Source organism: Amycolatopsis sp. cmx-8-4 (assembly GCF_046548675.1).
GTDB lineage: Bacteria > Actinomycetota > Actinomycetes > Mycobacteriales > Pseudonocardiaceae > Amycolatopsis.
Map to the genome: position 1 here is coordinate 110,978 of NZ_JAEBDZ010000020.1, position 23,394 is coordinate 134,371.

The window sequence follows — 23,394 nt, forward strand, 5'->3', positions numbered from 1 at the left end:
CGCGGCGGCAGGAAATGTACAGTCAGACTGTACAGTTACCTGTATGTCTCGTGGGTCACACCGGCGGACCGAACCCGTCCCTCACGTGATCGGAGACGTGATTCGCGTGATCGGAGACGGAACTCGCGTGATCAGGACCGGATCCGACGTGATGGGGGCCGGAACTCGTGAGTTCCGGCCCCCATCACGCGAGTTACGTGCCCAGTCACGCGAATCGCGTGCTCAAGCACGCGGGTCACGTGCCTGAGCACGCGAGTTACGGGTCACACCACCGTGAAGGTCGACGTCAGGGTGGCGGCCGAGCTGGTGCCGACGTAGACCTCGATCTTGCCCGGCTCCACCCGGAACTTCGCCGCGTTGTCGTAGAAGCCGACGTCTTCGGGGGTGAGGGTGAACGAGACCGTCGTCGACGCGCCCGCGGCCAGGGTCACCCGCTGGAAGCCGCGCAGCCGGCGGACCGGCTGGACGATCGAGGCGACCGGGTCGCGCACGTACAGCTGGACGACCTCGTCGCCGGCGCGGCCGCCCGTGTTGGTCACCTTGGCGCTCACCTGGATGCGGCCGCCGCGGGCCGGCAGCCGGGTGTCCGACAGGCGCAGGCCGTCGACGCGGAACGTCGTGTACGACAGGCCGAAACCGAACTCGTAGAGCGGGCCGGACGCCAGGTCGAGGTACTTGGACGTGTACTTGTTCGCCGGGTCGGCCGGGCGGCCGGTGTTCTCGTGGTTGTAGTAGATCGGGATCTGCCCGACCGCGCGCGGGAAGCTCACCGGCAGCTTGCCGCCCGGGTTCACGGTGCCGAACAGGACGTCCGCGACCGCGTGGCCGCCCTGCACGCCCGGCGCCCACGCCTCGAGGATGGCGGGGGCGTTGTCGTGCAGGTACGGGATCGTCAGCGGCCGGCCGTTGACCAGCACCACCACGAACGGCTTCCCGGTGTCCTTGATCGCGGCCACCAGCTGCTGCTGGACGCCCGGCAGGTCGATGTTGCTGCGCGCCGCCGCCTCACCGCTCATCGCGGCCGTCTCGCCCACCACCACGACGGTGACGTCGGCCGCGCGGGCCGCCTGCTGCGCGGCGGCGAACCCGCTGGTGTCGGTCCCTTCGACGGCGCAGCCCGCGGTAAACGTCACCGCCGCCCCGGGTGCCGCGGCCTTGATCCCGTCGACCACGGTCACCGGCGGCGTCGTGGCCGCGCCGGTGCCGAGGCCCGACCAGGTCCCGTTGAGGTCGTAGGTCGCGTTGCCCAGCGGGCCGACGACGGCGACCGAGCCGACCGACTTCGCCAGCGGCAGCACCGGGCCGTCGTTCTTGAGCAGCACCATGCACCGCCCGGCCGCCTGGCGTGACGCCGCAAGCGCGGCCGGCGACGGCGCCTTGACCTCGACGGCCTCGTCGGCGTACGGCCGTTCGAACAGCCCCAGCTTGACCTTGACCAGCAGGATCCGGCGGACGGCGTCGTCGATCTGGTCGCGCGTGATCCGCCGCTGCGCCAGCAGCTGCTGGCCGTACTGCACGTAGTTCGTGCTGACCATCTCCATGTCGACACCGGCCGGCAGCGCGGCCGCCGCGGCGTCGGCGCCGTCACCGGCGAGCCCGTGCAGGATCAGCTCCTCGACGCCGGTGTAGTCGCTGACGACGAACCCGCGGAAGCCGTAGGCGCCCTTGAGGACGTCGTGCAGGACGTAACCGTTGCCGTGCGCGGGCACGCCGCTGATGGTGTTGAAGCCGGCCATCACCGTAGCCACGCCGGCCTCGACGGACGCCTTGAACGGCGGGAGGTAGAAGTTGTGCAGCCGCTGCAGCGAGACGTCGACGGTGTTGTAGTCGCGCCCGCCTTCCGCCCCGCCGTAGGCGACGAAGTGCTTGGCGCAGGCGGCGAGGCGGTCCGGCGACGAGTAGTCGTCACCCTGGTAGCCGCGGACCTTCGAGACGGCGAGTTTCGTGGCCAGGTAGGGGTCTTCGCCGTAGCCCTCGGCGATGCGGCCCCAGCGCGGCTCGTGGGTGACGTCCATCATCGGCGCGTACGTCCAGTGGATGCCGCTGCGCCGGGCCTCCTTCGCCGACACCGACGCGTCCGCGCCCGCCACGGCGGGGTCGAAGCTCGACCCCTGGGCCAGCGGGATCGGGAAGTTGGTGGTGTACCCGTGGATGACGTCCAGGCCGAAGATCAGCGGGATCCGCAGCCGCGTCTGCTCGACGGCGATGTGCTGCAACGCGTTGAGCTTCGCCGCGCCGACCACCGAGAAGACACCGCCGAGCTGGCCGGTCGCCAGCGCCGTGCGCGCGTCGGTCTCGTTGCCGAGCAGCTGCAGCTGGCCGAGCTTCTCGGCGAGGGTCATCTTCTTGAGCAGGCCCTCGACGCGGTCGTCGCGTTCCGGCCGGGCGGCGACGGGATCGGCGGCGGCGGGTGGCGCGAGCAAGCTGCTCGACGCGACACCACTGGCGGCGAGGAGGCCGCCGACCCCGGCGAGCAGGCTGCGCCGGTTCACTCCGTCTGTCGTGGTCGGACGATCGGTCTGTTCCATGGCGGGGACCCTTTCGCGAGCGAAACCGGCCAATCAGGATAGACACGTTCCCGCCCGCCAGGGCCCGTCAATTCGGCCGGTCACCGCGACCGCGCGTCAGGCGATCCAGACCGTCTTGGCGTTGACGAACGTCCGCGGCCCGAACGACGCCAGTTCGCGGCCGTACCCGGAGTTCTTGGCGCCGCCGAACGGGACTTCCGGCGTGGACTGGGTGAACTCGTTGAGGTACATCATCCCGGTCTCGACCTCGGTCATGAACCGCTCCTGCTCCCCCGGGTCCGCCGTCCACGCGCTGCCGCCGAGGCCGAACGGCGAGTCGTTGGCGACGCGGATGGCGTCGTCGACGTCGCGGACCCGCCAGATCAGCGCCACCGGGCCGAAGAACTCCTCGTGGTGCCCCGGCGAGCCGTCCGGGATGTCGGCCAGCACGGTCGGCGGGTAGTAGTGGCCCGGGCCGTCCAGGGGTTTCCCGCCGGTGAGCAGCCGCGCGCCGGCCTGGACGGTGTCGCTCACCTGCTGGTGGATCGTCTCGACGGCGTCGGCCGAGGACAGCGGGCCGAGGTCGGTGTCGTCCTTCATCGGGTCGCCGACCGTCAGCGCCGCCATCTTCTCGGTGAACTTCCGGGTGAACTCCTCGGCGATGTCCTCGTGGACGATGAACCGCTTGGCGTTGACGCAGGACTGGCCGTTGTTCAGCGTCCGCGAGCCGACGCCGGCTTCGACGGCTTTGTCCAGGTCCGCCGAGGGCATCACGATGAAGGCGTCGGCGCCGCCCAGTTCGAGCACGCTCGCCTTGACGTTGCGGCCTGCGGCGGCCCCGACCTCACGACCCGCCGGCTCGCTGCCGGTCAGCGTCACCGCGCGGACGCGCTCGTCGCCGATCACGGCCTCGATCGCCGAGGACGGCACGAGCAGCGTCTGGAACACGCCCTCGGGGAAACCGGCGCGGCGCAGGACGTCTTCGATCGCCAGCGCGCACTGCGGGACGTTCGACGCGTGCTTGAGCAGGCCCACGTTGCCCGCCATCAGCGCCGGCGCGGCGAACCGGAAGACCTGCCAGTACGGGAAGTTCCACGGCATGACGGCGAGCACCGGCCCGAGCGGCTCGTACCGGGTGAAGACCTTCGCGCCCTCGACCGGCCAGGGTTCGTCGGCGAGCATCTCCGCGCCGTGGTCGGCGTACCAGCGGCACCCCTTGGCCGACTTCCGCACCTCGGCGACGGCGGCGGCGTGGGTCTTCCCCATCTCGAGCGTCGCGAGGCGGCCCAGCTCGTCCGCCTCGGCCTCGAGGATGTCCGCGGCCCGGCGCAGCAGCGCGGCGCGGTCGCCGAACGACGTCTTCCGGTAGGCGCGGAAGGCCTCCGCCGCGAGCCGCAGCTTGCCGTCCAGCTGCTCCTCGGTGAGCGCGTCGAACTCCCGGACCCGCTCGCCCGTCGCCGGGTTGACCGTCGCGATGGCCACAGTGCACTCCTCGCTCGCCGAAAGATCGTTCTCCGAAAGATCGTCGAGCTTCGCGTACCCGCGCGAGGAGTACGGGAAACGCCGGTCACCCGGCGTGGCGACCACCTCGCGCACCTGCTCCGCGAACGGCACACCCGGCTTCCCGACCGGCGCTACCCGGTGACGTCGGCGGTGCCCAGCACCTCCAGCCACTCCCGGGCGGCGGCGAGGCTGGGCTGCACCTGCAGGAGGTGGTCCAGCCCCAGCACGGCGATCGGGCGCAGGACCGCGCGCTGGTCGCTGACGAGCACGCACGGGATGCCGGCGGCGTGCGCGTCGGCCGAGGTCGTGAGCAGCACGCGCAGGACGCGGGCCGAGCAGAAGGCCACCCGGCTCAGGTCGATGACCAGCGCCTGCGGCCGCAGGGCGACCTCGTCGGCGAGGCGGCCGAGCAGGTGCTCGGCGATGGCGCCGTCGAGGTCACCGGTGGCGGCCACGACCGTCGAGTCGTGGGTGGTGGTCACGGTGAGCGTCGAGGTGCTGCGGTGGAAGCGGTCCAGGGGATCGCGCATGATGGCTGTCACCTCCGTGGCGGACGGCGACTCCGCGGACCGAGCCGTCGCCGCGAGGCCGGTGCGGGGCACCGGCGAATGGGACAACGGCTACTCGGCTGAACCGTGGACACCCGGGATGTACCCGGATCGGGTGAACTTCAAGCATCACGAAACATTCACGAACGCCCGGGCAACGGCACCGCCCACACGACCCGGGTGCCGCCCTCGGCCGGGCGTTCCACCCGGAAGGACCCGCCCGCTTCGGCCGCGCGCTGCTCGAGGTTGCGCAACCCGCTGCGCACCACGGCTTCCGGCATCCCGATGCCGGTGTCCGAGACCTCGACGACCAGGTCGCCCTCCAGGGACACGGTGATCGTCAGCTCGGCGGCGCGCGCGTGCCGCAGGACGTTGCTGACGGCTTCGCGGACGACGGCCTCCGCGTGCTCGGCCAAGGCCGCGGGCACCCGGTCGAACGCCCCCGACAACCGCACGGTGGTGCGGATCGCGGAGTCGGCCGTCGTGTCGGTGATCGCGTCCTGCAGCCGCGCCCGCAGGCCGCGCACGGCGCCCGGTTCGGCGTGCAGGTCGAAGATCGCGCCGCGGATCTCCTCGATGACGTCCTGGAGCTGGTCGATGTGCTGGGTGAGCCGGACGACGACCGCGGGCGAGTCCGTGCGGCGGCGGGTGCCCTCGATGCCGAGGCCGACCGCGAACAGCCGCTGGATGACCTGGTCGTGCAGGTCGCGGGCGATCCGGTCGCGGTCGACGACGACGTCGAGCTCGCGGCGGGCGGCCTGGCTCTCGGCGTCGCGCAGGGCGAGGGCGGCCTGGTCGGCGAATGCGGACACGATCTGGAGCTCGTGCTCGTCGAACGTCGCCGCCCCGGGCGCGCGGATCGCCAGGAGCACCCCGGCGGTGGACTCCCCCGACCGCAGCCGCACCGCCAGCGCCGGCCCGAGGTCGACGCCCAGGCCGTCGGCCAGGTCGAACGCCAGGCTCGGCACGCTGCGCGGCACGTGGTCGGCCAGCACCGCGCCCGACGTCGACCCGTCGAGCGGGATCCGGCGGCCGGTCAGGGCGTCGGCGTCCGGGCCGGCGCACACCGTGACGACCAGGGCACCGCCGACGTCGACGGGCAGCGCGATCAGCGCGTCGTCGGCGCCGGTGAGCTCGACCGTCCGGCTCGCGATCAGGCGCAGCACCTCGTGGACGTCGGTGCCGCCCAGCAGCTCGGCGGCGATCTCCCCGGTGGCCTCCAGCCACCGCTGCCGGCTGCGGGTCTGCTCGTGGAGCCGCGCGTTGTCGACGGCGATCCCGGCGGCCGCCGCGAGCGCCACGATCGCCCGTTCGTCGTCGGCGGTGAACGGCCGCTCGCCGCTCAGGTAGAGCCGGCCGAGCACCTCGCCGCGGACGAGGAGGGGGACGCCCAGGAAGGTCCGCATCGCCGGGTGCCCCGGCGGGAACCCGGGGACGCCCAGGTCGGCCCGGCGCACTGGATCCCGGCCGGCCACGAGCGCGCCGAGCAGCCCGTGGCCGGCGGGCGGCGGGCCGATCCGGTCGCGGGTGACATCGTCGATGCCGGTGACGGCGAACCCGGTCGTCCGGCCGTCTTCGTCGAGCAGGGCGAGGGCGCCGTACCGGGCGTCGACCAGTCCGGCCGCGGCCGCCACGATCCGGCGCAGCGTGGTCTCGAGCTCCAGCCCGGCGGAGAACGCGAGGACGGCCGCCGGCAGCGCGGCCATCCGGTCCCGGCCCGACACACTTCCTTCGGGCATGCCCCCACCCTCGCACAGCCACGGGACCGGGACGGGATCCGGCCGAACCGCAACCGACGACCTTCGCCCGGCCGCCGGAGGCCGTTCGGCACTTGGCCCGCCCCCGGCCGTGGCGGACGGTGTGCGGGAAGCGTCATCCCGGGTACCCACAGTTCGGAGCCGTCCATGAAGACCGGTGTCATGCCCGTCGGGCACCTCAGCGCCAGCCAGGTGCGATCCGTCCTGCTCTCGGCGACGGCTCCCCCGCCGCTGCGGAACTCCCGGCCCTGGCGGTTCCAGTGCACCCCGGACTCCATCGAGCTGTACGCGAACCCGCTCACCGGCAACGACAGCGACCAGCGCGAACGGCTCCTGGACTGCGGCGCGGCCCTGCTGAACCTCCGGCTGGCGATCAAGGCGCAGGGCAGCCACGCCGACGTGCGGCTGTTCCCCACCGCCGGCCGGCCCGAGCTGCTCGCCATCGTGCGGCCGCACGGGTACGAGACGATCTCCCCGCACGACGAGGAGCTCGTGACGGCCATCGCCGACCGGCACAGCAACCGCCGTCCGTTCACCGCCGCCGTCGTGCCGTCATCGGTGCAGCGGCAGCTGCGCCGCGGCGCCGAGATGGAACGCGCGTGGCTGGCCACCGTCACCGCCGACCAGGTGCCGCAGCTGCGCGAGATCATGCGCCGCTCGGAGCTCCCGCCGGCGACACCCGGGCCCGGCAGCGGGACGGACCTCGACGTCGAACCCGAGCGGCTGGTCGTGGTCATCGGCTCGCTGCACGACACCGCGCTCGCCCGGCTCCAGGCCGGCCAGGCCATGCAGCGGGTGCTGCTGACGGCCACCGCCGCCGGGATCTCGGCGTCGCTGTCCTCCCAGCCGATGGCGGCGCCGGCGACCCGGCGCGAACTGCGGCAGCTGATCGGCGGCGGGCTCTGGCCCCAGATCATGCTGCGCCTCGGCCACGGCACCGCCGTGCCGGTGTCCGCGCAGGCGCTGCTCGAAGACGTCGTGATCAGCGACGAGCACCCGTTCGCCGCTAGCCGCCCGGACGGCGTTGCGCGCCGTGGAGCCCGGTGACGAGCACCGCGGCCTGGGACCGCCGCTCCAGCCCCAGTTTCGCCAGCAGCCGGGACACGTAGTTCTTGACGGTCTTCTCCGCCAGGAACATCCGCTCGGCGATCTGCCGGTTGGTCAGGCTCTCCCCGAGCAGGTCCAGCAGGACGAGCTCCTGCTCGCTCAACCCGGCCAGCGGGCCCGGTTTCCCGGTCGTGGCCCGCAGTTCGGCGACGAGCGCGGCGACCGCCCGGCCGTCCAGCAGCGTCTCGCCCGACCCGACCCGGCGGATGGCGTCGACCAGCTGCAGCCCCTTCACGTCCTTGATCACGTACCCCTCGGCCCCGGCCAGGACCGCGTCGACCATGGAATCCGCGTCGGTGAAGGAAGTCAGCATCAGGCACCGCAGGCCGGGCAGCGCCGTGCGCAGGTCCCGGCAGAGCTCGACGCCGTTGCCGTCGGGCAGCCGGACGTCGAGCACCGCCACGTCCGGGCGCAGCGCGGGGATCCTGGCCAGTGCTTCGGCGACGGAAGAAGCCTGCCCGACGACGGTGAGGTCCGGTTCGTCGTCGACGAGCTCGGCGACGCCGCGCCGCACGAGCTCGTGGTCGTCGACCAGGAAGACGGTGATGACGGGCCGGTCGTGCCGAGTGCGGTCATCCACTGCCCCAGGCTACGCCCGCGCGCCGAACGACCCCGGAAGAAAGGGTCCCGCGACTCTAGGCCGCGCGCCGCGCGGGGGAAACGCTGGAGCTATGACACAGATCCAGCACAGGCCTGATCACCAGCTCAAGACCGCGGTGACCGATGAGCTCGCCTGGACCCCCAGCGTCAACGCCGAAGAGATCGGCGTGGCCGTCACCGACGGCGTCGCGACCCTTTCGGGACACGTCGGCACGTACCCGGAGAAGGAAGAGGCCCTGCGCGCGGCCGCCCGCGTCCACGGCGTGACCACGACCGCGGACAAGATCCTGGTGCGCCACGGCACGGACATCCCGGAGGACGCGGATCTCGCCCGGGAGGCCATGATCGTGTTCGACCGCCGCACCGTCGTCGTGCCGAAGGACTCGGTGCAGGTCGAGGTGCGCGACCAGGTCATCACCCTGCGCGGCTCGGTGGACTGGCAGTACCAGCGCGAAGCCGCCCGCCTCGCGGTCGCCTCGCTCCCCGGGATCAGCGGGGTGCGGAACCTGATCACCCTGAAGGCTTCGACGTCGATCTCGCCGGCCGACATCAAGCTGAAGATCACCGCGGCGCTGGCCCGGCACGCGCCGGGCTTCGCGCAGCACGTCGAGGTCGGCATCGACGACGGCCAGGTCACCCTGACCGGCGAGGTGCTCACCCCCGCCGAACGCCGGTCGGCCGAGCAGACCGCCTGGTTCGCCCCCGGCGTCACGTCGGTCGACAACCAGGTGAAGCTCTCGGGCTGAACCGCCCGCAGGCCCGTCGTTTTCAACTCTGGAGCACCATGAACGTTCTCGTGATCGTCGTCATCGTCGTCGTCGTGCTGATACTGCTGGCTTCCTCGGTGCGGATCGTCAAGCAGTACGAACAGGGCGTCCTGTTCCGGCTCGGCCGGGTGCTGGGCGTGCGCGAACCGGGGTTGCGGCTGATCATCCCGGTCATCGACGTCCTGCGTCGCGTGCCGTTGCGGATCATCACCATGCCGATCCAGTCCCAGGGCATCATCACCCGGGACAATGTGAGCGTGGACGTGTCCGCCGTCGCCTACTTCCGGGTGCGGGACGCGGTGAAGTCCGTCGTCGCGATCGAGAACGTCTACGCCGCGATCGACCAGATCGCCCAGACGACGCTGCGGAAGGTCGTCGGCCGGCACACGCTGGACGAGACCCTGTCCGAGACCGACAGCATCAACGTCGACATCCGGAGCATCCTCGACGTCACCACGCTGGACTGGGGCGTGGAAGTGACTTTGGTGGAGCTGAAGGACATCCAGCTGCCGGACACGATGAAACGGGCCATGGCCCGGCAGGCCGAAGCGGAACGCGAGAAGCGCGCCAAGATCATCAGCGCCGAAGGCGAGTCCCAGGCCGCGGCGGCCCTCGGCGAGGCGTCGGACACGATGATGGCGCACCCGCTCGCGTTGCAGCTGCGCAACCTGCAGAGCCTGGTGGAGATCGGCGTGGACAAGAACACGACCGTCGTCTTCCCCGCTCCGCTGATGAGCACCATCGGTGAGCTCGGGGCCTTCCTGGCCCGCGAAACCGCCGCCGCGAGCCGGCCGAACCCGGCCGTCACCGCCGCGATCGTGCCGCCCCCGGCCGCCGTGAACGGCGCACGGGCCGACGGGAACTGATCGCGGCCGGCCCCCGGACTCCGCGGTGTTCTGTGCGAAAAGGACAGGACACTGTGGACCCGGGCCATTCCGACCGATCCGCACACAGGGCCGGGAAGCCGAGCGGTACCTCGGGCCGGCCCGAGAGGAGACGCCATGACCACCGCGACCCCACCGGCGCGCGCCCTGCTCCCCGACGGCGAGATCGCCTGGGTGCGCAAGCTGGAAGCCGCCGACGCCGCGGCGGTCCTCGCGCTGCGGGCCCGGCTCGCCGGCCGCGACCGGCACCTCCGGTTCTTCGGCCTCGGCGAGACCGGGCTGACCGACCTCGCGGCGCAGCTGTCCCGCAACGCCGGGGTCGGGCACACCGCGATGGGCTGCTTCCTGCACTCCCGGCTGGCCGGCGTCGCCCGCTACGACATCCTGGCCGACTCCGCCGAGGCGGCGGTCGTCCTGGTCGTCGACGGCGGCGCGCGGGCGCTCGGCGTGGCGACCCTGCTGCTCGAACAGCTCGTCGTCGCGGCGGAGCACGAAGGCGTCCGCGCCCTCGTCGTCGACGTCGGCGCGGAGAACGCGAAGCTGCTCGGCGTCTTCGCGGCCCTGGGCATCCCGTGCCGGCCCGGCGCCGACGCCTCACGGCCGGGAGCCCCGGCGTGAAGCCGGGCCCGCCGGTGGCCGCCGCGCACCGCGACGACGACACCGCCGAGACGTCACCGTCCGACGTCGCGGCCGTGCAGCGCTGGGAAGTCGAAGGCGGCCGGATCCCCGCCAAGGAGGAGCCGGCCGACGCGTAGCCCGTCAGTCGGTCTTGGGGGCCTCCGGAGTGGCATCAGGGCCATCGAGGCGTGCGTGCAGTCGTTCGCGGATCTCGTCCGGGGTGTAGGCGCGCCGCCGGCGCTCCTGCCGTGCGACGACCACTCCGGTCGCGGCCACTCCGACGAGCCCGGCCAGGCCCACTGTCTTCCACCAGCGCATCGGCCTAGGCTACTGCCCGTGCCGGGCACCGAGCTGGATCTCGACGAAGCAGTAGCCGTGACACGCACCGGCGACCTGTGGTTGTTCCGCGGCCGGTCGGCGGCCGACCGCACCATCCGCGTGGTCACCAACAGCCCGGTCAACCACGTCGGCATGGCCGTGGTGATCGAGGACCTGCCGCCGCTGATGTGGCACGCGGAGCTGGGCCGGTCGCTGCCCGACGTCTGGTCGGGCACGCACCAGCGGGGTGCCCAGCTGCACGACCTGAGCCGGGCGGTGCAGGTGTGGGCGGAGAAGTACCACCAGCGGGTCTGGCTGCGCCAGCTCGTCCACCCGGTCACCGCGGCGATGGAGGACGCGGCCCTGCGCACGGTCGCCCGCCTCGACGGCACGCCGTTCCCCTCGACGGCGCGCCTCGCGTCCCGCTGGCTGGGCGGCCGGGTGCCGTCCTGGAAGCGGGAGGGCCGGGAGCCGCGGGAGGTCGACCTCGAGTCGGGGTACTGCGCGGAGATCGTCGCCGTCACGTACGAGGCCATGGGCCTGTTGCCCAAGGGCCGCCGCCCCAACTGGTACGACCCGGGCCGTTTCTGGAGCGGCGACCAGCTGGAACTGGCCGACGGCGCCGAACTGGGCGACGAGATCGCGGTGCGCCTCCCGGGCTGACCGTCCCTTGTGGACTTACCGCGGAACTTCCGTCGGCAGGCGGGGTTCGCGGTGCAACAGCGCCAACGCCTCCGTCTCGGCCACCGCGCCGAACTTCCGGTAGCTGTTGCGCACCGCGTGCACCCACGTCGGCGAACGGAGGCAGACCACCTGGTCCACCTCCCGGGCGAGCCGGTCGAGGACGCGGGCCGGGGCGACCGGGACGGCCAGCACGATGCGGCCGGCCTGGCGGGCGCGCAGGACGCGGATCGCCGTGTGGGCGGTCGTGCCGGTGGCGGCGCCGTCGTCGGCGAGGACGACCGTGCGGCCGGCGATCGGGGCCGGGGCTCCGGTCTGGCGGTAGACGGCGACCTGCCGGGCCAGCTCGGACCGCGCGCCGGCGGCCAGGCGGGCCAGCTCGCCGGCGGTGACGTCGAACCGCTTGATGGCGTCGTGGTCCGAGACGAGCAGGCCGCCCTCGCCGACCGCGCCGAGCGTGGTCGCCGGCGGGCCGTCGTACTCGATCCGGCGCGTCAGCAGGATGTCCAGGGGCGCGCCGAGAACGTCGGCGATCTCGCCACCGACCACCAGCCCGCCCGCGGACAGGCCGAGGACCACGGCCGGGTGCCCGCGCAGCGGGCGCAGCCGGAGCGCCAGTCGTTCGCCGGCCTCCCGGCGATCACGGAACCGCATGGCCACTCCCATCGAAGACTGTCCTCGGCATCACCCGGCGGCCCGCGACGCGGGGCGAGGACCGCCGGTGCCGTGTAGCGTGGGTGGCGTCCGAGAGCACCTCGTGCGCGGGTGGTCGAGCCCGTGCCGTCCTCGGCTCCCAGCCCCGGCCCCGGCCGGTGAACCGGCCCGGAAGGTTCCACAATGGACAGTCACAGCCCCGACGAGCCCGTCCGCCCGGGCGCGCTCGTCAAGCCCCAGGACGAGCGGTACGGCGGCCTGTTCCTCGAACCGCCGCTGCCGCCGCCCGGTGACGAAGAGCCGGTCAGCGATGATGATCCGCCCTCGCCGGGGCCAGCACGACCCGCGGGTCGAGGTCGTGGTCGGCCAAAGCCCGGGCGACGTCGCTGAGCCGGCGGTTGTTGCGGCGGGCGTAACCGCGCAGGGCCGAGAACGCCGCGTCCATGCTCAGCTGCCCGCTGATGGCGAGCACCCCTTTCGCCTGTTCGATGATCACCCGGCTGTTCAACGCGGTCTGCAGCTGCTCGGACAGGATCTCGCCCTGGCGCAGGGCGCGTTCGTGCAGGATGCCGATGGTCGCGGTGTCGGCCATCCCCTGCGCCAGCGCCACGTCGTCCGCCGACAGCTCGCCCGGCCGGGGCCCGAACAGGTTCAGGGCCCCGATCGTCTGCTTGCGCAGCCGCAGGGGCAGCGCGTGCACGGACGCGAAGCCCTCCCGGGCCGCCTCTTCGGCGAACCGCGGCCAGCGCGACGCCTGCGCGGCGACGTCGGCCACCAGCACCGGCGCGCTGCCGGTGAAGCAGTCGACGCACGGTCCTTCGTCGATGTTGAGCTGGAACAGTTCGAGCAGGCGCGCCTGCTCGGTGGACGACGCGAGCACCTGCAGGCCGCCGCGCTCGTCCACGAGCGTCAGCCCCGCGGCCGTGATGTCGAGCAGCTCCACGCATTCCACCACCATCGTGTGCAACAGATCCGCGACGTCGTAGTCGTCGACCAGCGTGTCGGCCAGCGCGACGAACGCCCGGATCACCTGCCGTTCACGGTCGGGCATCTCCACCATCTCCTCGTATGCCGGCGGTCACCAGGGTGCTCCTCACCGGAACTCCCCGTCCAATCCCAGCCGCCCGGTCACGACGTCGGCGGCGACGTCGAGCAGGGAGCGGCTGTGCCCGAACGCGTACGACCGCAGCCGGGCCAGCGCCGCGGAAGCGGGCAGGTCGAAGTACGCGATGAGCATGCCGGTGGCCTGGTGCACCTCCCGGTAGCGCATCCCCGCCCCCGCCATCCACCGGCCGTCCCCGTCGAGCCAGCGGTCGCCACCGGCCTGCAGCCCCGACAAGGCGAGCGCGGCGACGTCGGCGACCTGCAGGGCCGTCGACAGTTCGCCGGGCAGCAGCGAACCCGGGGTCGCGCGGTAGGTGTCGAGGGTCGCCACCCGGACGGCCCCGATCTGCACCGGGAAGGTGAACAGCGCGGCCACCGGGTGCGTCCCGGCCTCGGCGGCGAACGTCGGCCACGCGGGCGGCAGCCCGGCCGCGAGATCCGGCACCAGGACCGGCCCGCCGACGGCGTACGCCTCGAAACACGGCCCCTCGCCGAGGGAAAACTGCAGTTCCGCCAACGCGGCGCTCACGGCGTCACTGGCGTAGACGACTTCCCGGTGCCCGGCGTCGACGGTCACCGACACGGCGGCGCCGTCGACCGGCAGCAGCCGCACGCAGGCCCGGCACACCCGGCCGACGACGTCGACCCCGGAACCGCTGCCGTGCTCCCGCAACGCGGCGAGCACCCCGGCGCGCAGCACCTCGACCTCAGCCACCGCGCACCAGCCGCGGCGCCACGGCCGTCGAAGGCGCGCCGTCCGGGTGCGGCATGGCGTCCTTTCCGTGCGTATGTCCACTGAGGATGGTCCGGTCAGCTTCGGGTGGTCAGGTACGGGCCGGGATCGCCGCCGGCGCGGGCGCCGCTGTCGAGCCAGCGGCGGAAGCCGCGGCCGTCACGGCGCTCGATCTCGTCGAGGAACTCCTGGCGCCGTTGCACGACCAGGCGGCGCGCCGGCTCGTCGGTGGCCAGGACCAGCTGGTAGTAACTGCGCCGCCAGGCCACGCACAGCTCCTCCGTGCCCATGTCGGCGACCAGCGTCGACGACGCGGGGAGCGTGACCGCCGCGAGGACGTCGTGCGGGTTCGCGACCGGCGTCGCGCGCGCCCGTGGCCGGTGGTGGTTCCCGGCCCACAGCCCGGAGACCGCGAACAGGAGCAGCGCGGCCGTCGCGAGGCCGCCGCCGAACGCGGCCAGCATCCCGGCGATCACCAGGCACACCGTGACGAACGTGGCCGCGGCGGCCACGCCCAGCGGCAGGTCGGGCCCGTGCGACCCGATCTGGCGGCCCCGCCGCAGCCGGGGTGCGCCGACCGCCACGAGAATCCCGGCGCCGAGCCCCACCAGGCTCCAGCCGATCAGGGCGTCCGCCGAGGTGTGCGCCACGCCGATCACGGCCAGGACGCAGACCGGGACGAGCAGGACCACCCCTGCCACGCGTGCCACCATGGTGCGCCTCGCCGTTCGGATCGGGCGCGGGCCGGCGGGCCCGCGCCGCGGAAACCACGATGCCGAGGTCCGGGGCGTCGACCTCACTATAGCCCCTGGAGCAGCGGGAAAACGGGCCGAGTGGCCCACCCCGCGACGGCCGGCCACGACGACGACGGCCCCCGGGCGGTGAACCACTCGGCTGGCCGAACCCCATCGGCGCCGCCGCCCCTACGCTGGGAAGAACCGCGCCCCGGACCCCGGCGTCCGATGACGGTGCGCCGCTCGCGCACCGGGAGTGAAAGAGGGCACCGGTGGACGACGAGCAGACCGATCCGCACCCGGCGGGGAGCGCGCACCGGGCCTGGCCCACGCGTCACGGCGGTGGCTACCCGCTCGGCTGGCACGTCCGCTACCGGTTCCGCGGCCGCGTGGGCCGCGCGCGGTCCGTCTCGTGCGCGACACCGGTGTGGCACGAGCGGCTCGGGACCGTCGCCGGGCGCAGCCTGCGCGACGAGCACACCAGCACCACCTGGGTGCCGGTCCGCCCGCAGGGCTCCGCCACCGACACGCCGGTCAGCCTGGTCCGGGCCGCCGACATCCTCGACGCGCACCCGCCCGGCCCCGCCGACCGGGCCCGGAACTGAGCTCCCACCCGTTCGCCACCCCAGCCCGCCCGCGCGGAGGACTACATTGGCGGGTCCGGGTGCCGGTGCACAGCCGGCGGCCCGGCACCGCCCCGGCCCCCGGCGGCACGCACCCACGTGGCCGACCGAAGGGGCCCGCAATGGCAGGAACACCGGACGCGATGACCGCGGATCCGTTCACCCTCGACGACGGGCAACGGCGCCGGGCCACCCGCGTGGTCGCGTCGAAGGCGCACGACGCCGCCGACTGCGGGCTGCTGCTCGCCGTCCTCGGCCTCAGCCCCGCCGACGGCCTTCCCGCGGTGGACGTCCCGGCGCAGGCGACGGAACCACCGCACCTCCCCGGCCGGCGGCCGCACACCGCACAGCCGAGGAGGCGGTGACGCGGGTCAGCGGACGCCTTCGCCCGGCCGCCGCGGCGCCGCGATCGCCGCCGCCCGGGACGCGTGGACGACCAGGAGCTCGTGCATCCTGGTGAGTTCCAAGGGCCGCCACGTCGCGCGGGTCGTGGCCACCAGCCGCAGGTCGGTGCCCGGCCCGGCCCGGTGGTGCGCGTCGAGCAGCACCTCCAGCCCGGCGGTGTTCAGGAACCGGACGAGGGACAGGTCCACGACGACCCGTCGCGGTGTCCGGTCAAGGGCCTCGTCGAGGGCGTGCCGGAGCATGGGCGCGGTGCTGAGGTCGACGTCGCCGACCACGGCGACGACCAACGTCCAGCCGGACCGCTCCACGGTGATCGCCAGGTCGTGGTAACGCGGCACCGGCGGCTCACCGCCACCGGAAGCGGTGAAGACCGCATGGATGACGCCGTGTCCTTCGCGGTGGCCACGGTTTCCGGGGACCGGCGGCGACGCCGGTGCGGATTCCGGCAGCGGACGGCGAGGGCGGGGGAAGTCGAAGACGTTGAGTTTCACGATCGGAGCTCCTGACCGGCCGCACCGGTGCTCACCGCGGCCGCCTTCGGTGGGTTGTTCGTCGCGAGGCGGGGACTGGGCGCTCCGGCGCTTGTACGGCTGAATCATACCCCGCGACCGGGCGCGGAAGAGTCCATTGAGGACGGTCAGTCGTGGTGGCGGATGGAGTCGCCGCCCTTGTGGTGCTCCACTCGGCCGTACGCGGTTTCGAGCACGCTCTCGAGCTTGTGCGCGGCGCCCCGGCAGGCCTCCGCGGCCGAAGCGGCGTGGTGGCTGACGGCCACCGGGCGTCGTCCCTCCGGCCGGGCTTCGATCAGGCACCGGTGGCCGAGACCGTCGTCGGCGGCGGTTTCCTCGCCGAAGTGGACTTCCAGCCGGGTGAGGTGGCCGCTGAACCGCGACAGCCTCGTCGCGAGCTCCGATTCGAAGTACCGGTTCAGCTCTTCGCCGCCGTGCACGGTCCGGTCCGTGCTGATCCGGATCAGCATGTGGTGTCCTCTCGACGGCTTGCCGCTCTCGGTTCATCGTGCGCGCCGGACCCGGCGGCGCCCAGGGTCACAGGTCCCCGGATCGGGAGGCGAAGGAACCTTTTCCCGGCGTGTACGAAGATCCGGACACCACCCGGGAGACTAACTCGATCGGGGGACCTTTCCGCCCGGCGGAGCAGCGCTGCCTAGACTTGCGGGGCTGCCCCGGACCTCGGCTCCGCAGTCGCCCCACGCTCGCGTGGGTGCACCGGAAAGCGAGGAAAACACGATGACACCAGGAATCCCGCCGACGAGCGCGGCCACCGGCCCAGGCCATCGGCCGCGGCGGCAGATCGCATACAGCGTCGGCCGGTGGCGAGTCACCTACTCGGGTACGGATCCGGCGTCGCCCCGAACCGGAACCCTCGCCGGCCGGCCCCGGTACCGGCCCGCCGGCACCATCGTCGTCCCGGTGATCGCCGACGACGGGCCCGCGTACGCGGTGAGCTGGATCGAGCAGCGGGACATCCTCGACGTCTCCGGCCCGGCCGGCTGACCGGCGGCCACACTGTCCCTTGTGGACTGTGCGGAACGTCGGCCGTCACAGGGGAACCGGGGCGTGCTCCGCGCTCCGCTCCCCCGCCGCCGGACCGGTCACCGGTTCCGTCAGCACGCCCGCCAGCTCGTCGACGACGGCGGTGAGGCCACCGGCGGCCGCGGTCGCGCGTTGCCGAGCGGCACCGCCGGCCAGCACCGGGGGCAGCAGCGCGTCGACCGCCAGGACGTCCCCGGTGTCCTCCAGCGCCGGGCGGACCCGGCGCACCAGGGCCGCCAGCAGGGTGCGGGCGGGCACCCGGCGGCCGCCGATCGTGTCGATGCCGGGCCCGTGGATGCCGTAGCGGGCGGCCGACCACAGGGCGCCGGCGGCGAGCTGGCCGTCGATCTCCGGGGCTTCGCGGCCGTGGGAGAGGTCGTCGAGCGCGGCGCGGACCAGGCCGCGGACGAGGGCGGCCTGCAGCAGCGCTCCGTCCGGCGACGCCGCGACGTCGGCGACCCGGACCTCGACCGTCGCGTACCGCGGTGAGGGCCGGGCCGCCCAGAACGTCATGCGCTCGTCGACCAGGATACCGCAGTCGACGAGCTGGTCCAGGCACCGCTCGTAACCGGCGAAATCGCCGAAACGCGGTGGCACCCCGCCGCCGGGGAACCGGGCCTGGTCGATCGTCCGCCAGCTCGCGTACCCGGTGTCGCGGCCGTGGTGGAACGGCGAGTTCGCCGACAGCGCCAGCAACGTCGGCAGCCACGGGCGGAGGTGGTCGACCACCGCGACGGCCAGGTCGTCGCCGGGCACGCCGACGTGGACGTGACAGCCGCAGGCCTCGTAGTCCGCGAACGCTCCCTGGTAGGTCCGGGCGACGAGCCGGTACCGGTCGTCGCCGGTGGACAGCACGGGCAGCGGCCCGGCCAGGACCGGGGTGCCGACGCCGACCGCGGCCACCCCTTCCGCCGCCGCCACGCGCGCGAGCGACGCGCGGTTCGTGACCAGTGACCGGGCCACGTCGGCCAGGCTCGTCAGCACCGGGGTGACCGCTTCGACCTGGGACTCGTAGAGCTCCGGCTTGATCCCGCCGGCGTCGCCGTCCAGCCGGGCGAGCACCGCGGCCGCCTTCGGCACGGGACGCCGCGACCCCGTGTCGACGACCAGGAACTCCTCTTCGACGCCGATCGTGGTGCCCGGACCGCGGGCGGTCATCGGGCGCCCGCCGGTTGGGCTCCGGCGCGCCGGGGTACCCGCCGCCGATGGAACACCAGCCCGCACCGGCGACCATCACGCCCTACGAAGACGGGCCGCTGCTGGTCCGCGGCGACGTCGAGATCCGGTCCCAGGACGGCGAAGTCCTGCGCCCCGGCGGCACCGTCGTCGCCCTGTGCCGGTGCGGCCGCTCGGCCGTGAAACCGTTCTGCGACGGGACGCACAAGGTCCGCGGCCGCGGGCAGTGACGGCGTCACGCCGCACCGGAGAGCGCGCGGGTGCGCAGGCTCGGGGACCCGGCCGCCCAGCGGTCCAGCAGCCGCGCCCCGAACTCGGCCTCCACCGCCAGCGCGCACGCGGCCCCGAACAGGACGTCCCCGGCGGCCTCCGGGTGCTCCGCGACATAGCCGCCGCAAAGGTCGTGGGCCGCGATCTGCTCGTGCACGGCGTCGGCCTCGACGTGCTCGTCGAAGAACCTGGTCGCCACCGGGTCACCCCCGAGGCGGCGCAACCCGTTGCCGTAGCGGCGGTTCGGCAGCGACGACGTCATCTCGAACGCCGCGAGGTGCCCGAGCGCGGCGCCGAGCCAGCGCCGGTTCATCCCGAACAGGGACATCAGGTTGCTCACCGCCAGCGTGACGGCCGGCACGTCGTCGACGAAGTGACCGTAGGTGTCGTCCAGCCCCAGTGACCGCATGGTCGTGCGGAACAGTTCCGAATGCATGCGTTCCACGCGCCCGCCGCCGTACTCGTCGGCCTGGATCTCGACCAGCGCGGCCTTCGCCCGCCCGCTCAGGCGCGGGATGGCCCAGCTGTGCGGGTCGGCCTCCTTGAGGTGGTACACCGACCGGTGCGCGACGAACTCGCCGAACTGCGCGGCGGATGCCTTGCGCTGCAGGAACTTCGCCAGCGGCGGGCCGTCGTCGGCGGCGACCAGCCGGGCCAGCGCCCGCGGGACGTCGGCCGGGTCGGTGGCGACCGGCGCGACGAGGTCGGTCAGCCCGGCCAGCCACCGTCTTTCGAGGTCTTTCCGGAGGGCGTAGAGCGCGAGCCCGCCGTCCTGGTCCGGTTCGAGGTCGTCGAAGCCGCGGTAGCCGAGCTCGTAACAGATCCACAGGGACAGCTGCAGGTCCTCGTCGTGCACGGCCGGCTGTGCGGGCCCGTGGTCGGGGTCCTCGGCCGGGGTCGCGCCGCGCAGGAGGCGGACGACCTCCTCGCTGACGGGCCCCCGGGTGGCGGGCAGGCGCATCGGACCTCCAGACAGGTTCAGGAAATCTTCGGATACCCCGTGATCGCGCACCCCACGCCTCGGCGGGGCACCGAGCTGAGCGCGACCGTCGCGGGCCGGGTCCCGGCGTGGTTGGATGGGAACCGGTTGAGCCGACAGCCTCCGGCGGGACGCGCCGGTTCACCGCCCTCGGTGGCGGATACCCAGGAGGTTGTCTTGCCCTCCCCCGAAGAACAGATCCCCCTGGAAGATTCCCGGACGCCCGACGGTTTCGCCGCCGACGAAGCGACCGCCGCCGAGCTCAGCACCCTCGAGGAACCGTTGGGGGCCAGGGGGAAGCCGCTCAACCGGCGCTCGCCGTTCCTGATCGGCATGGCGGCGGCCGCCGGCGTCGCCGTCACCTACGGGCTCGTGCAGATCGTCGTCGGCCTCCAGGACGTCCTGGTCCTCGTCGGCCTAGCCCTGTTCCTCGCGATCGGGCTCGAACCCGCCGTCGCGTGGCTGACCCGGCACCGCTTCCCGCGCTGGCTCGCCGTCACGACGGTGTTCGTCGTCGCACTGCTCGCCGTCGGCGGCTTCCTCACCGCCGCGATCCCGGTCCTGGTCGAGCAGGCCGGCCAGCTCATCGCCAAGGCGCCCGCGTACCTGCGTGACGCCCAGGACCACAGCACGCTGCTGGGGCGGCTCAACGAGCGGTTCCACCTGCAGCAGCAGCTCGAAGGCCTGATCGGCGGGTCGGCCTTGCCCAGCGGGCTGCTGGGTGCCGGCCAGGCCGTGTTCAGCGCGTTGACGAACATCCTGATCCTGGTGGTGCTGACGGTGTACTTCGTCGTGGACCTGCCCCGCATCCGCGCCGGCGCGTACCGGCTGCTGCCGCGCTCGCGGCGGCCGCGGGCCATCCTCATCGGGGACGCGATCTTCACCAAGGTCGGCGGCTACGTGCTCGGCAACCTGGCGATCTCGGTCATCGCGGGCGTGCTCTCCTTGGTCTGGCTGCTGATCTTCGACGTCCCGTACCCCGCGCTGCTGGCCATCACCGTCGCCATCCTCGACCTCATCCCGGTGGTCGGTTCCGTCGTCGGCGGCGTCCTGGTCAGCCTGGTCGCCCTGACGGTGTCCCTGCCGGTCTGCCTCGCCACGATCGTCTTCTTCGTCGTCTACCGGCTGGTGGAGGACTACCTGCTGGTGCCCCGCATCATCGGCGGCGCGGTGAAGATCCCGGCCCTGGTCACGGTGGTCGCGGTGATCCTGGGCGGCGCGCTGCTGGGGGTCGTCGGCGCGCTCGTCGCGATCCCGGTCGCCGCGGCGGTCCTGCTGCTCCTGCGCGAGGTGCTCTACCCCCGGCTGGACCGGGCGTGAGTGTCGAGGACCACAGTATTTCGCTAATCTAGTTAGTAACTTCTTCAGTAGTCTTCTTGTCATGACTTCCTGGCACGTCGACGCCCCGGGCGTGGGCAACGCGGTGATGGAGCGCCTCCAAGTGGTGGGCACGCTGACCCGCGTCATCGAGAAACGTCTCAGCGGCGCCCTGGGCGTCAACCCGACGGACCTCGCGGCGATGGAGCACCTCACCAGCGAAGGTCCCTTGACCGCGAAGGAGCTCGCGGACCGGCTGCGGGTCTCGACCGCGGCGAGCACGCACATCGTGGACCGGCTCGAGCAGGCCGGGCACATCACCCGCCGCCCGCACGCCACCGACCGCCGCAAGGTGCTCGTCGAGCCGGTGCCGGAGTCGATGACGCGGATCTTCGGCCACCTGCACCCGCTGCTCAGCGGCGTCGAGGGCCTCGTCGGGGCGCTGAGCCCCGGCGAACGAGAGGTCGTCGAGAACTTCCTCGCCGGTGTCGTACGGATCTACACCGGGACCGCCGATGCCCTCGGGAGCACCGCATGACCGAAAAGAAGACGATGTGGTGCCTGCTGGCCACGGTCCTCGTCGTCGAGCTGATGGACCTGCTCGACTCGACGATCGTCAACGTGGCGGGCCCGGCGCTGGAACGCTCCCTCGGGGCGAGCCCGGTCGGGCTGCAGTGGGTGATCGGCGGGTACGCCCTGACACTCGGCGCCGGGCTCGTCCTCGGCGGGCGGCTCGGCGACCGGTACGGCCGGCGGCCGATGTTCCTCGTCGGCCTCGCGGCCTTCGCGCTCGCGTCGCTGCTGTGCGCGCTCGCGCCGAGCATCGGGCTGCTGATCACCTTCCGGCTGATCCAGGGCGTCGCCGGGGCGATGATGCTGCCGCAGGGACTGGGGATCCTGCGGGACAACCTCACGCCCCGCGACCTGACCAAGGCCCTCGCCGTCTTCGGCCCGGTGCTCGGGCTCGGCGGTGTGCTGGGCCCGGTGCTGGGCGGCGCGCTCGTCGACTGGGACCTGTTCGGCCTCGGCTGGCGGCTGGTGTTCCTGGTCAACGTGCCGATCGGGCTCGCGGCGTTCGTGCTGGCCCGGCGGCTGGTGCCCCACGGCGAACGGACCCGGGGCCTGCGGGTGGACGTCGCCGGGGCCGCGCTCGTCGCCGGCGCCTCCGCTCTGCTGGTCCTGCCGCTCAACGAGGGCCAGTCGTCGGGGTGGCCACTGTGGACGTGGCTTTCCCTGGCCGCCGCGGCGCTCGGCTACGTCACGTTCGCCCTGTGGCAACGCCGGATCGTGCGCCGGGACCGCACTCCCCTGGTCACCCCGACGCTGTTCGGGAAGTCCGCTTTCACCGTCGGGCTGGTCGCGATCGCGCTGTTCTTCGGCGGGCTGATCGGCACCCAGCTGGTGCTGACGTTCTTCCTGCAGCTCGGCGAGGGCTTCACCGCCGGGCAGGCCGGGCTGGGCAACCTCCCGATCGCGCTGGGCACCGCCGTCGGCGGCGGCATCAGCGGCGGGCTGCTCGCGGCCAAGCTCGGCCGGCGCGTCCTGCAGGCCGGGGCGGTCGTCCAGCTGGCCGGGGTCGCCTGGCTGTGGTTCGCACTGGCCGGCGACGGCGCCTTCACGATCTGGCGGATCGTGCCCGGCAGCGTCGTCACCGGAATCGGCGCGGGCATCGTGATCGCGGCGGTGTTCAACACCGTCCTCGGCGCGGTCGCCGACGACGAGGTCGGTTCCGCCTCCGGCGTGCTGTCGGCGGTCCAGTCGATCGGCGGCTCGGTCGGCGTCGCGGTGTTCAGCACGGTGTTCTTCGCCTGCGCCGTCGCCGGCCGGGTAACCGAAAGCTTCCGCGACGCCCTCGTGGTCCAGGCGGTGGTCATCGGGCTGTTCCTGCTGATCTCCCCGCTCTTCCCCCGCCGAGCCCGCCCCGACGACGTCGACCTGCCCGCCGAGCCGGTCGCGGAAGCACCGGCCGGTCCGCTCACCAGGTGACGGGCAGTTCGTGCAGTCCGTAGACGACGTGGAACGCCCGGAACCCCGATCTCCTCGTAGGGCACGGCGAGCGCCAGCTCCGGGAACCGCCGCAGCAGTGCGGGGAACGCGATCTTCAGCTCCATCCGCGCGAGCGGCGCGCCGAGGCAGTGGTGCACGCCGTGATGCCGTCGCCGTCGCGCACCCGCGCGAGCTCCGGGACCGGATCGAACCGGACCCGCCGCGTGTGCAGGGGCATTTCCGGCGCCTCGGTCGTTTCCCACCGCTTCGTCGTCGATCGCGTTGCCCTCAGCTTGCCACGATCCTCCAGAACGTTTCGCGTTCCCGCGCGCTCAGCGGCACCCTCGGCACGTCGGCGTCCGGGCGTGGGAGCGGGACGACGGTGCCGAGGTCGTACGGCCCGGCCGGGGGTGTCAGCACCCAGCCGAACGCGGTGAAGGCCCTCGCGAAGGCCCGGAGGATGCGCATGGCCACCCCTTTCCCGCCGGCAAGCCGGATGCGGGTCATTGTCGGCGCGGCAGCGGGCGCCGGACAGACCGTCCACATCCTGAACGCGCGTGCGGGCGGGAA

The 23,394-nt window shown here is 73.1% G+C and carries 29 protein-coding genes; 13 read left to right on the plus strand and 16 right to left on the minus strand.

Going from position 1 to position 23,394, the window contains the following annotated elements; all coding sequences use genetic code 11:
- Window positions 1-263: 263 nt before the first annotated feature.
- The 4 genes from ACLJQZ_RS34040 to ACLJQZ_RS34055 form a co-directional block, all read right to left on the minus strand.
- A complete protein-coding gene (locus ACLJQZ_RS34040) occupies window positions 264-2,492 on the minus strand; it encodes a glycoside hydrolase family 3 N-terminal domain-containing protein (RefSeq protein ID WP_410623984.1) in 2,229 nt (742 codons plus the stop codon).
- A gap of 132 nt (window positions 2,493-2,624) precedes the next feature.
- On the minus strand, window positions 2,625-4,121 hold the full coding sequence (locus tag ACLJQZ_RS34045) for an NAD-dependent succinate-semialdehyde dehydrogenase (protein WP_410623986.1): 1,497 nt from the start codon (window positions 4,119-4,121) through the stop codon (window positions 2,625-2,627).
- 20 nt (window positions 4,122-4,141) lie between these two features.
- Window positions 4,142-4,540: an STAS domain-containing protein gene (locus tag ACLJQZ_RS34050; protein ID WP_410623988.1), complete on the minus strand. Its 399-nt coding sequence runs from the start codon at window positions 4,538-4,540 to the stop codon at window positions 4,142-4,144.
- A 158-nt stretch (window positions 4,541-4,698) separates the two neighbouring features.
- Window positions 4,699-6,297 (minus strand): GAF domain-containing sensor histidine kinase, encoded by a 1,599-nt coding sequence (locus tag ACLJQZ_RS34055; RefSeq protein WP_410623989.1) that lies wholly within the window; start codon window positions 6,295-6,297, stop codon window positions 4,699-4,701.
- A 165-nt stretch (window positions 6,298-6,462) separates the two neighbouring features.
- Between ACLJQZ_RS34055 and ACLJQZ_RS34060 the strand changes: the two genes are divergently transcribed.
- Window positions 6,463-7,362, plus strand: coding sequence for a hypothetical protein (locus ACLJQZ_RS34060; RefSeq protein ID WP_410623991.1), 900 nt, complete (start codon window positions 6,463-6,465; stop codon window positions 7,360-7,362).
- On the opposite strand, the gene ACLJQZ_RS34065 is transcribed toward ACLJQZ_RS34060, so the two are convergent.
- Entirely contained in the window at window positions 7,322-8,002 is a 681-nt protein-coding gene (locus ACLJQZ_RS34065) for a response regulator (RefSeq protein WP_247050248.1), read from the minus strand. The genes ACLJQZ_RS34060 and ACLJQZ_RS34065 overlap by 41 nt on opposite strands.
- Before the next feature lie 91 nt (window positions 8,003-8,093).
- Here ACLJQZ_RS34065 and ACLJQZ_RS34070 point away from each other — a divergent pair, with 91 nt between their 5' ends.
- From ACLJQZ_RS34070 to ACLJQZ_RS34085, 4 genes are all read left to right on the plus strand, one after another.
- Window positions 8,094-8,768, plus strand: coding sequence for a BON domain-containing protein (locus ACLJQZ_RS34070; protein WP_410623993.1), 675 nt, complete (start codon window positions 8,094-8,096; stop codon window positions 8,766-8,768).
- A 38-nt stretch (window positions 8,769-8,806) separates the two neighbouring features.
- The gene (locus ACLJQZ_RS34075; protein ID WP_410623995.1) at window positions 8,807-9,655 is read left to right on the plus strand and encodes a slipin family protein; all 849 of its coding nucleotides are present in this window, start codon (window positions 8,807-8,809) and stop codon (window positions 9,653-9,655) included.
- Window positions 9,656-9,790: 135 nt separating this feature from the next.
- Window positions 9,791-10,291, plus strand: a complete 501-nt coding sequence (locus ACLJQZ_RS34080; RefSeq protein ID WP_410623997.1) for a GNAT family N-acetyltransferase — start codon at window positions 9,791-9,793, stop codon at window positions 10,289-10,291.
- On the plus strand, window positions 10,288-10,428 hold the full coding sequence (locus tag ACLJQZ_RS34085; RefSeq protein ID WP_326948432.1) for a hypothetical protein: 141 nt from the start codon (window positions 10,288-10,290) through the stop codon (window positions 10,426-10,428). The genes ACLJQZ_RS34080 and ACLJQZ_RS34085 overlap by 4 nt, the downstream gene beginning before the upstream one ends.
- Window positions 10,429-10,432: 4 nt before the next feature.
- On the opposite strand, the gene ACLJQZ_RS34090 is transcribed toward ACLJQZ_RS34085, so the two are convergent.
- Complete coding sequence (locus ACLJQZ_RS34090) at window positions 10,433-10,609, minus strand: hypothetical protein (protein ID WP_328649286.1); 177 nt, start codon at window positions 10,607-10,609, stop codon at window positions 10,433-10,435.
- 18 nt (window positions 10,610-10,627) lie between these two features.
- Between ACLJQZ_RS34090 and ACLJQZ_RS34095 the strand changes: the two genes are divergently transcribed.
- Entirely contained in the window at window positions 10,628-11,272 is a 645-nt protein-coding gene (locus tag ACLJQZ_RS34095; RefSeq protein ID WP_410623999.1) for a hypothetical protein, read from the plus strand.
- A gap of 15 nt (window positions 11,273-11,287) precedes the next feature.
- On the opposite strand, the gene ACLJQZ_RS34100 is transcribed toward ACLJQZ_RS34095, so the two are convergent.
- The 4 genes from ACLJQZ_RS34100 to ACLJQZ_RS34115 form a co-directional block, all read right to left on the minus strand.
- Complete coding sequence (locus tag ACLJQZ_RS34100) at window positions 11,288-11,944, minus strand: phosphoribosyltransferase (RefSeq protein ID WP_410624001.1); 657 nt, start codon at window positions 11,942-11,944, stop codon at window positions 11,288-11,290.
- A gap of 304 nt (window positions 11,945-12,248) precedes the next feature.
- Window positions 12,249-12,995: a GAF and ANTAR domain-containing protein gene (locus tag ACLJQZ_RS34105; protein WP_410624003.1), complete on the minus strand. Its 747-nt coding sequence runs from the start codon at window positions 12,993-12,995 to the stop codon at window positions 12,249-12,251.
- Between the two features lie 42 nt (window positions 12,996-13,037).
- The gene (locus tag ACLJQZ_RS34110) at window positions 13,038-13,763 is read right to left on the minus strand and encodes a GAF and ANTAR domain-containing protein (RefSeq protein WP_410624005.1); all 726 of its coding nucleotides are present in this window, start codon (window positions 13,761-13,763) and stop codon (window positions 13,038-13,040) included.
- A 95-nt stretch (window positions 13,764-13,858) separates the two neighbouring features.
- Complete coding sequence (locus ACLJQZ_RS34115; protein WP_410624007.1) at window positions 13,859-14,482, minus strand: hypothetical protein; 624 nt, start codon at window positions 14,480-14,482, stop codon at window positions 13,859-13,861.
- 305 nt (window positions 14,483-14,787) lie between these two features.
- Between ACLJQZ_RS34115 and ACLJQZ_RS34120 the strand changes: the two genes are divergently transcribed.
- Both ACLJQZ_RS34120 and ACLJQZ_RS34125 read left to right on the plus strand, forming a co-directional pair.
- Window positions 14,788-15,120: a hypothetical protein gene (locus tag ACLJQZ_RS34120; RefSeq protein WP_410624009.1), complete on the plus strand. Its 333-nt coding sequence runs from the start codon at window positions 14,788-14,790 to the stop codon at window positions 15,118-15,120.
- Window positions 15,121-15,260: 140 nt separating this feature from the next.
- On the plus strand, window positions 15,261-15,503 hold the full coding sequence (locus ACLJQZ_RS34125; protein ID WP_410624011.1) for a hypothetical protein: 243 nt from the start codon (window positions 15,261-15,263) through the stop codon (window positions 15,501-15,503).
- 6 nt (window positions 15,504-15,509) lie between these two features.
- Here ACLJQZ_RS34125 and ACLJQZ_RS34130 read toward each other — a convergent pair whose 3' ends face one another.
- A complete protein-coding gene (locus ACLJQZ_RS34130; RefSeq protein WP_410624013.1) occupies window positions 15,510-16,034 on the minus strand; it encodes an STAS domain-containing protein in 525 nt (174 codons plus the stop codon).
- Between the two features lie 146 nt (window positions 16,035-16,180).
- Complete coding sequence (locus ACLJQZ_RS34135; RefSeq protein ID WP_410624015.1) at window positions 16,181-16,522, minus strand: HPF/RaiA family ribosome-associated protein; 342 nt, start codon at window positions 16,520-16,522, stop codon at window positions 16,181-16,183.
- A 268-nt stretch (window positions 16,523-16,790) separates the two neighbouring features.
- On the opposite strand from ACLJQZ_RS34135, the gene ACLJQZ_RS34140 reads away from it, so the two are divergent.
- Window positions 16,791-17,057 (plus strand): hypothetical protein, encoded by a 267-nt coding sequence (locus ACLJQZ_RS34140; protein ID WP_410624017.1) that lies wholly within the window; start codon window positions 16,791-16,793, stop codon window positions 17,055-17,057.
- A gap of 45 nt (window positions 17,058-17,102) precedes the next feature.
- On the opposite strand, the gene ACLJQZ_RS34145 is transcribed toward ACLJQZ_RS34140, so the two are convergent.
- Window positions 17,103-18,254, minus strand: a complete 1,152-nt coding sequence (locus tag ACLJQZ_RS34145; protein ID WP_410624019.1) for a glutamate--cysteine ligase — start codon at window positions 18,252-18,254, stop codon at window positions 17,103-17,105.
- 47 nt (window positions 18,255-18,301) lie between these two features.
- Between ACLJQZ_RS34145 and ACLJQZ_RS34150 the strand changes: the two genes are divergently transcribed.
- On the plus strand, window positions 18,302-18,502 hold the full coding sequence (locus tag ACLJQZ_RS34150) for a CDGSH iron-sulfur domain-containing protein (protein WP_410624021.1): 201 nt from the start codon (window positions 18,302-18,304) through the stop codon (window positions 18,500-18,502).
- A gap of 5 nt (window positions 18,503-18,507) precedes the next feature.
- Here ACLJQZ_RS34150 and ACLJQZ_RS34155 read toward each other — a convergent pair whose 3' ends face one another.
- On the minus strand, window positions 18,508-19,503 hold the full coding sequence (locus ACLJQZ_RS34155; protein WP_410624022.1) for an iron-containing redox enzyme family protein: 996 nt from the start codon (window positions 19,501-19,503) through the stop codon (window positions 18,508-18,510).
- Window positions 19,504-19,698: 195 nt separating this feature from the next.
- Between ACLJQZ_RS34155 and ACLJQZ_RS34160 the strand changes: the two genes are divergently transcribed.
- The 3 genes from ACLJQZ_RS34160 (at window position 19,699) to ACLJQZ_RS34170 (ending at window position 22,824) form a co-directional block, all read left to right on the plus strand.
- Window positions 19,699-20,841, plus strand: coding sequence for an AI-2E family transporter (locus tag ACLJQZ_RS34160; protein ID WP_410624024.1), 1,143 nt, complete (start codon window positions 19,699-19,701; stop codon window positions 20,839-20,841).
- 61 nt (window positions 20,842-20,902) lie between these two features.
- On the plus strand, window positions 20,903-21,376 hold the full coding sequence (locus tag ACLJQZ_RS34165) for a MarR family winged helix-turn-helix transcriptional regulator (RefSeq protein ID WP_410624026.1): 474 nt from the start codon (window positions 20,903-20,905) through the stop codon (window positions 21,374-21,376).
- Window positions 21,373-22,824 carry an MFS transporter gene (locus tag ACLJQZ_RS34170; RefSeq protein WP_410624028.1) on the plus strand — a complete coding sequence of 484 codons (1,452 nt, stop codon included), beginning with the start codon at window positions 21,373-21,375 and terminating at the stop codon, window positions 22,822-22,824. Before ACLJQZ_RS34165 ends, ACLJQZ_RS34170 begins: the two co-directional genes overlap by 4 nt.
- Before the next feature lie 115 nt (window positions 22,825-22,939).
- Here ACLJQZ_RS34170 and ACLJQZ_RS34175 read toward each other — a convergent pair whose 3' ends face one another.
- The gene (locus ACLJQZ_RS34175) at window positions 22,940-23,062 is read right to left on the minus strand and encodes a hypothetical protein (RefSeq protein WP_410624030.1); all 123 of its coding nucleotides are present in this window, start codon (window positions 23,060-23,062) and stop codon (window positions 22,940-22,942) included.
- 50 nt (window positions 23,063-23,112) lie between these two features.
- Window positions 23,113-23,292: a hypothetical protein gene (locus ACLJQZ_RS34180; RefSeq protein ID WP_247050215.1), complete on the minus strand. Its 180-nt coding sequence runs from the start codon at window positions 23,290-23,292 to the stop codon at window positions 23,113-23,115.
- Between the last annotated feature and the right edge of the window lie 102 nt (window positions 23,293-23,394).

Excerpts from the sequence above, each read along its gene's own strand:
- ACLJQZ_RS34050 (WP_410623988.1), bottom strand. The coding sequence starts at position 4,540 with ATGCGCGATCCCCTGGACCGCTTCCACCGCAGCACCTCGACGCTCACC.
- ACLJQZ_RS34055 (WP_410623989.1), bottom strand. The coding sequence starts at position 6,297 with ATGCCCGAAGGAAGTGTGTCGGGCCGGGACCGGATGGCCGCGCTGCCG.
- ACLJQZ_RS34060 (WP_410623991.1), top strand. The coding sequence starts at position 6,463 with ATGAAGACCGGTGTCATGCCCGTCGGGCACCTCAGCGCCAGCCAGGTG.
- ACLJQZ_RS34070 (WP_410623993.1), top strand. The coding sequence starts at position 8,094 with ATGACACAGATCCAGCACAGGCCTGATCACCAGCTCAAGACCGCGGTG.
- ACLJQZ_RS34075 (WP_410623995.1), top strand. The coding sequence starts at position 8,807 with ATGAACGTTCTCGTGATCGTCGTCATCGTCGTCGTCGTGCTGATACTG.
- ACLJQZ_RS34080 (WP_410623997.1), top strand. The coding sequence starts at position 9,791 with ATGACCACCGCGACCCCACCGGCGCGCGCCCTGCTCCCCGACGGCGAG.
- ACLJQZ_RS34090 (WP_328649286.1), bottom strand. The coding sequence starts at position 10,609 with ATGCGCTGGTGGAAGACAGTGGGCCTGGCCGGGCTCGTCGGAGTGGCC.
- ACLJQZ_RS34100 (WP_410624001.1), bottom strand. The coding sequence starts at position 11,944 with ATGCGGTTCCGTGATCGCCGGGAGGCCGGCGAACGACTGGCGCTCCGG.
- ACLJQZ_RS34105 (WP_410624003.1), bottom strand. The coding sequence starts at position 12,995 with ATGCCCGACCGTGAACGGCAGGTGATCCGGGCGTTCGTCGCGCTGGCC.
- ACLJQZ_RS34125 (WP_410624011.1), top strand. The coding sequence starts at position 15,261 with ATGGCAGGAACACCGGACGCGATGACCGCGGATCCGTTCACCCTCGAC.
- ACLJQZ_RS34135 (WP_410624015.1), bottom strand. The coding sequence starts at position 16,522 with ATGCTGATCCGGATCAGCACGGACCGGACCGTGCACGGCGGCGAAGAG.
- ACLJQZ_RS34140 (WP_410624017.1), top strand. The coding sequence starts at position 16,791 with ATGACACCAGGAATCCCGCCGACGAGCGCGGCCACCGGCCCAGGCCAT.
- ACLJQZ_RS34145 (WP_410624019.1), bottom strand. The coding sequence starts at position 18,254 with ATGACCGCCCGCGGTCCGGGCACCACGATCGGCGTCGAAGAGGAGTTC.
- ACLJQZ_RS34150 (WP_410624021.1), top strand. The coding sequence starts at position 18,302 with ATGGAACACCAGCCCGCACCGGCGACCATCACGCCCTACGAAGACGGG.
- ACLJQZ_RS34155 (WP_410624022.1), bottom strand. The coding sequence starts at position 19,503 with ATGCGCCTGCCCGCCACCCGGGGGCCCGTCAGCGAGGAGGTCGTCCGC.
- ACLJQZ_RS34165 (WP_410624026.1), top strand. The coding sequence starts at position 20,903 with ATGACTTCCTGGCACGTCGACGCCCCGGGCGTGGGCAACGCGGTGATG.
- ACLJQZ_RS34170 (WP_410624028.1), top strand. The coding sequence starts at position 21,373 with ATGACCGAAAAGAAGACGATGTGGTGCCTGCTGGCCACGGTCCTCGTC.
- ACLJQZ_RS34175 (WP_410624030.1), bottom strand. The coding sequence starts at position 23,062 with ATGCCCCTGCACACGCGGCGGGTCCGGTTCGATCCGGTCCCGGAGCTC.
- ACLJQZ_RS34180 (WP_247050215.1), bottom strand. The coding sequence starts at position 23,292 with ATGCGCATCCTCCGGGCCTTCGCGAGGGCCTTCACCGCGTTCGGCTGG.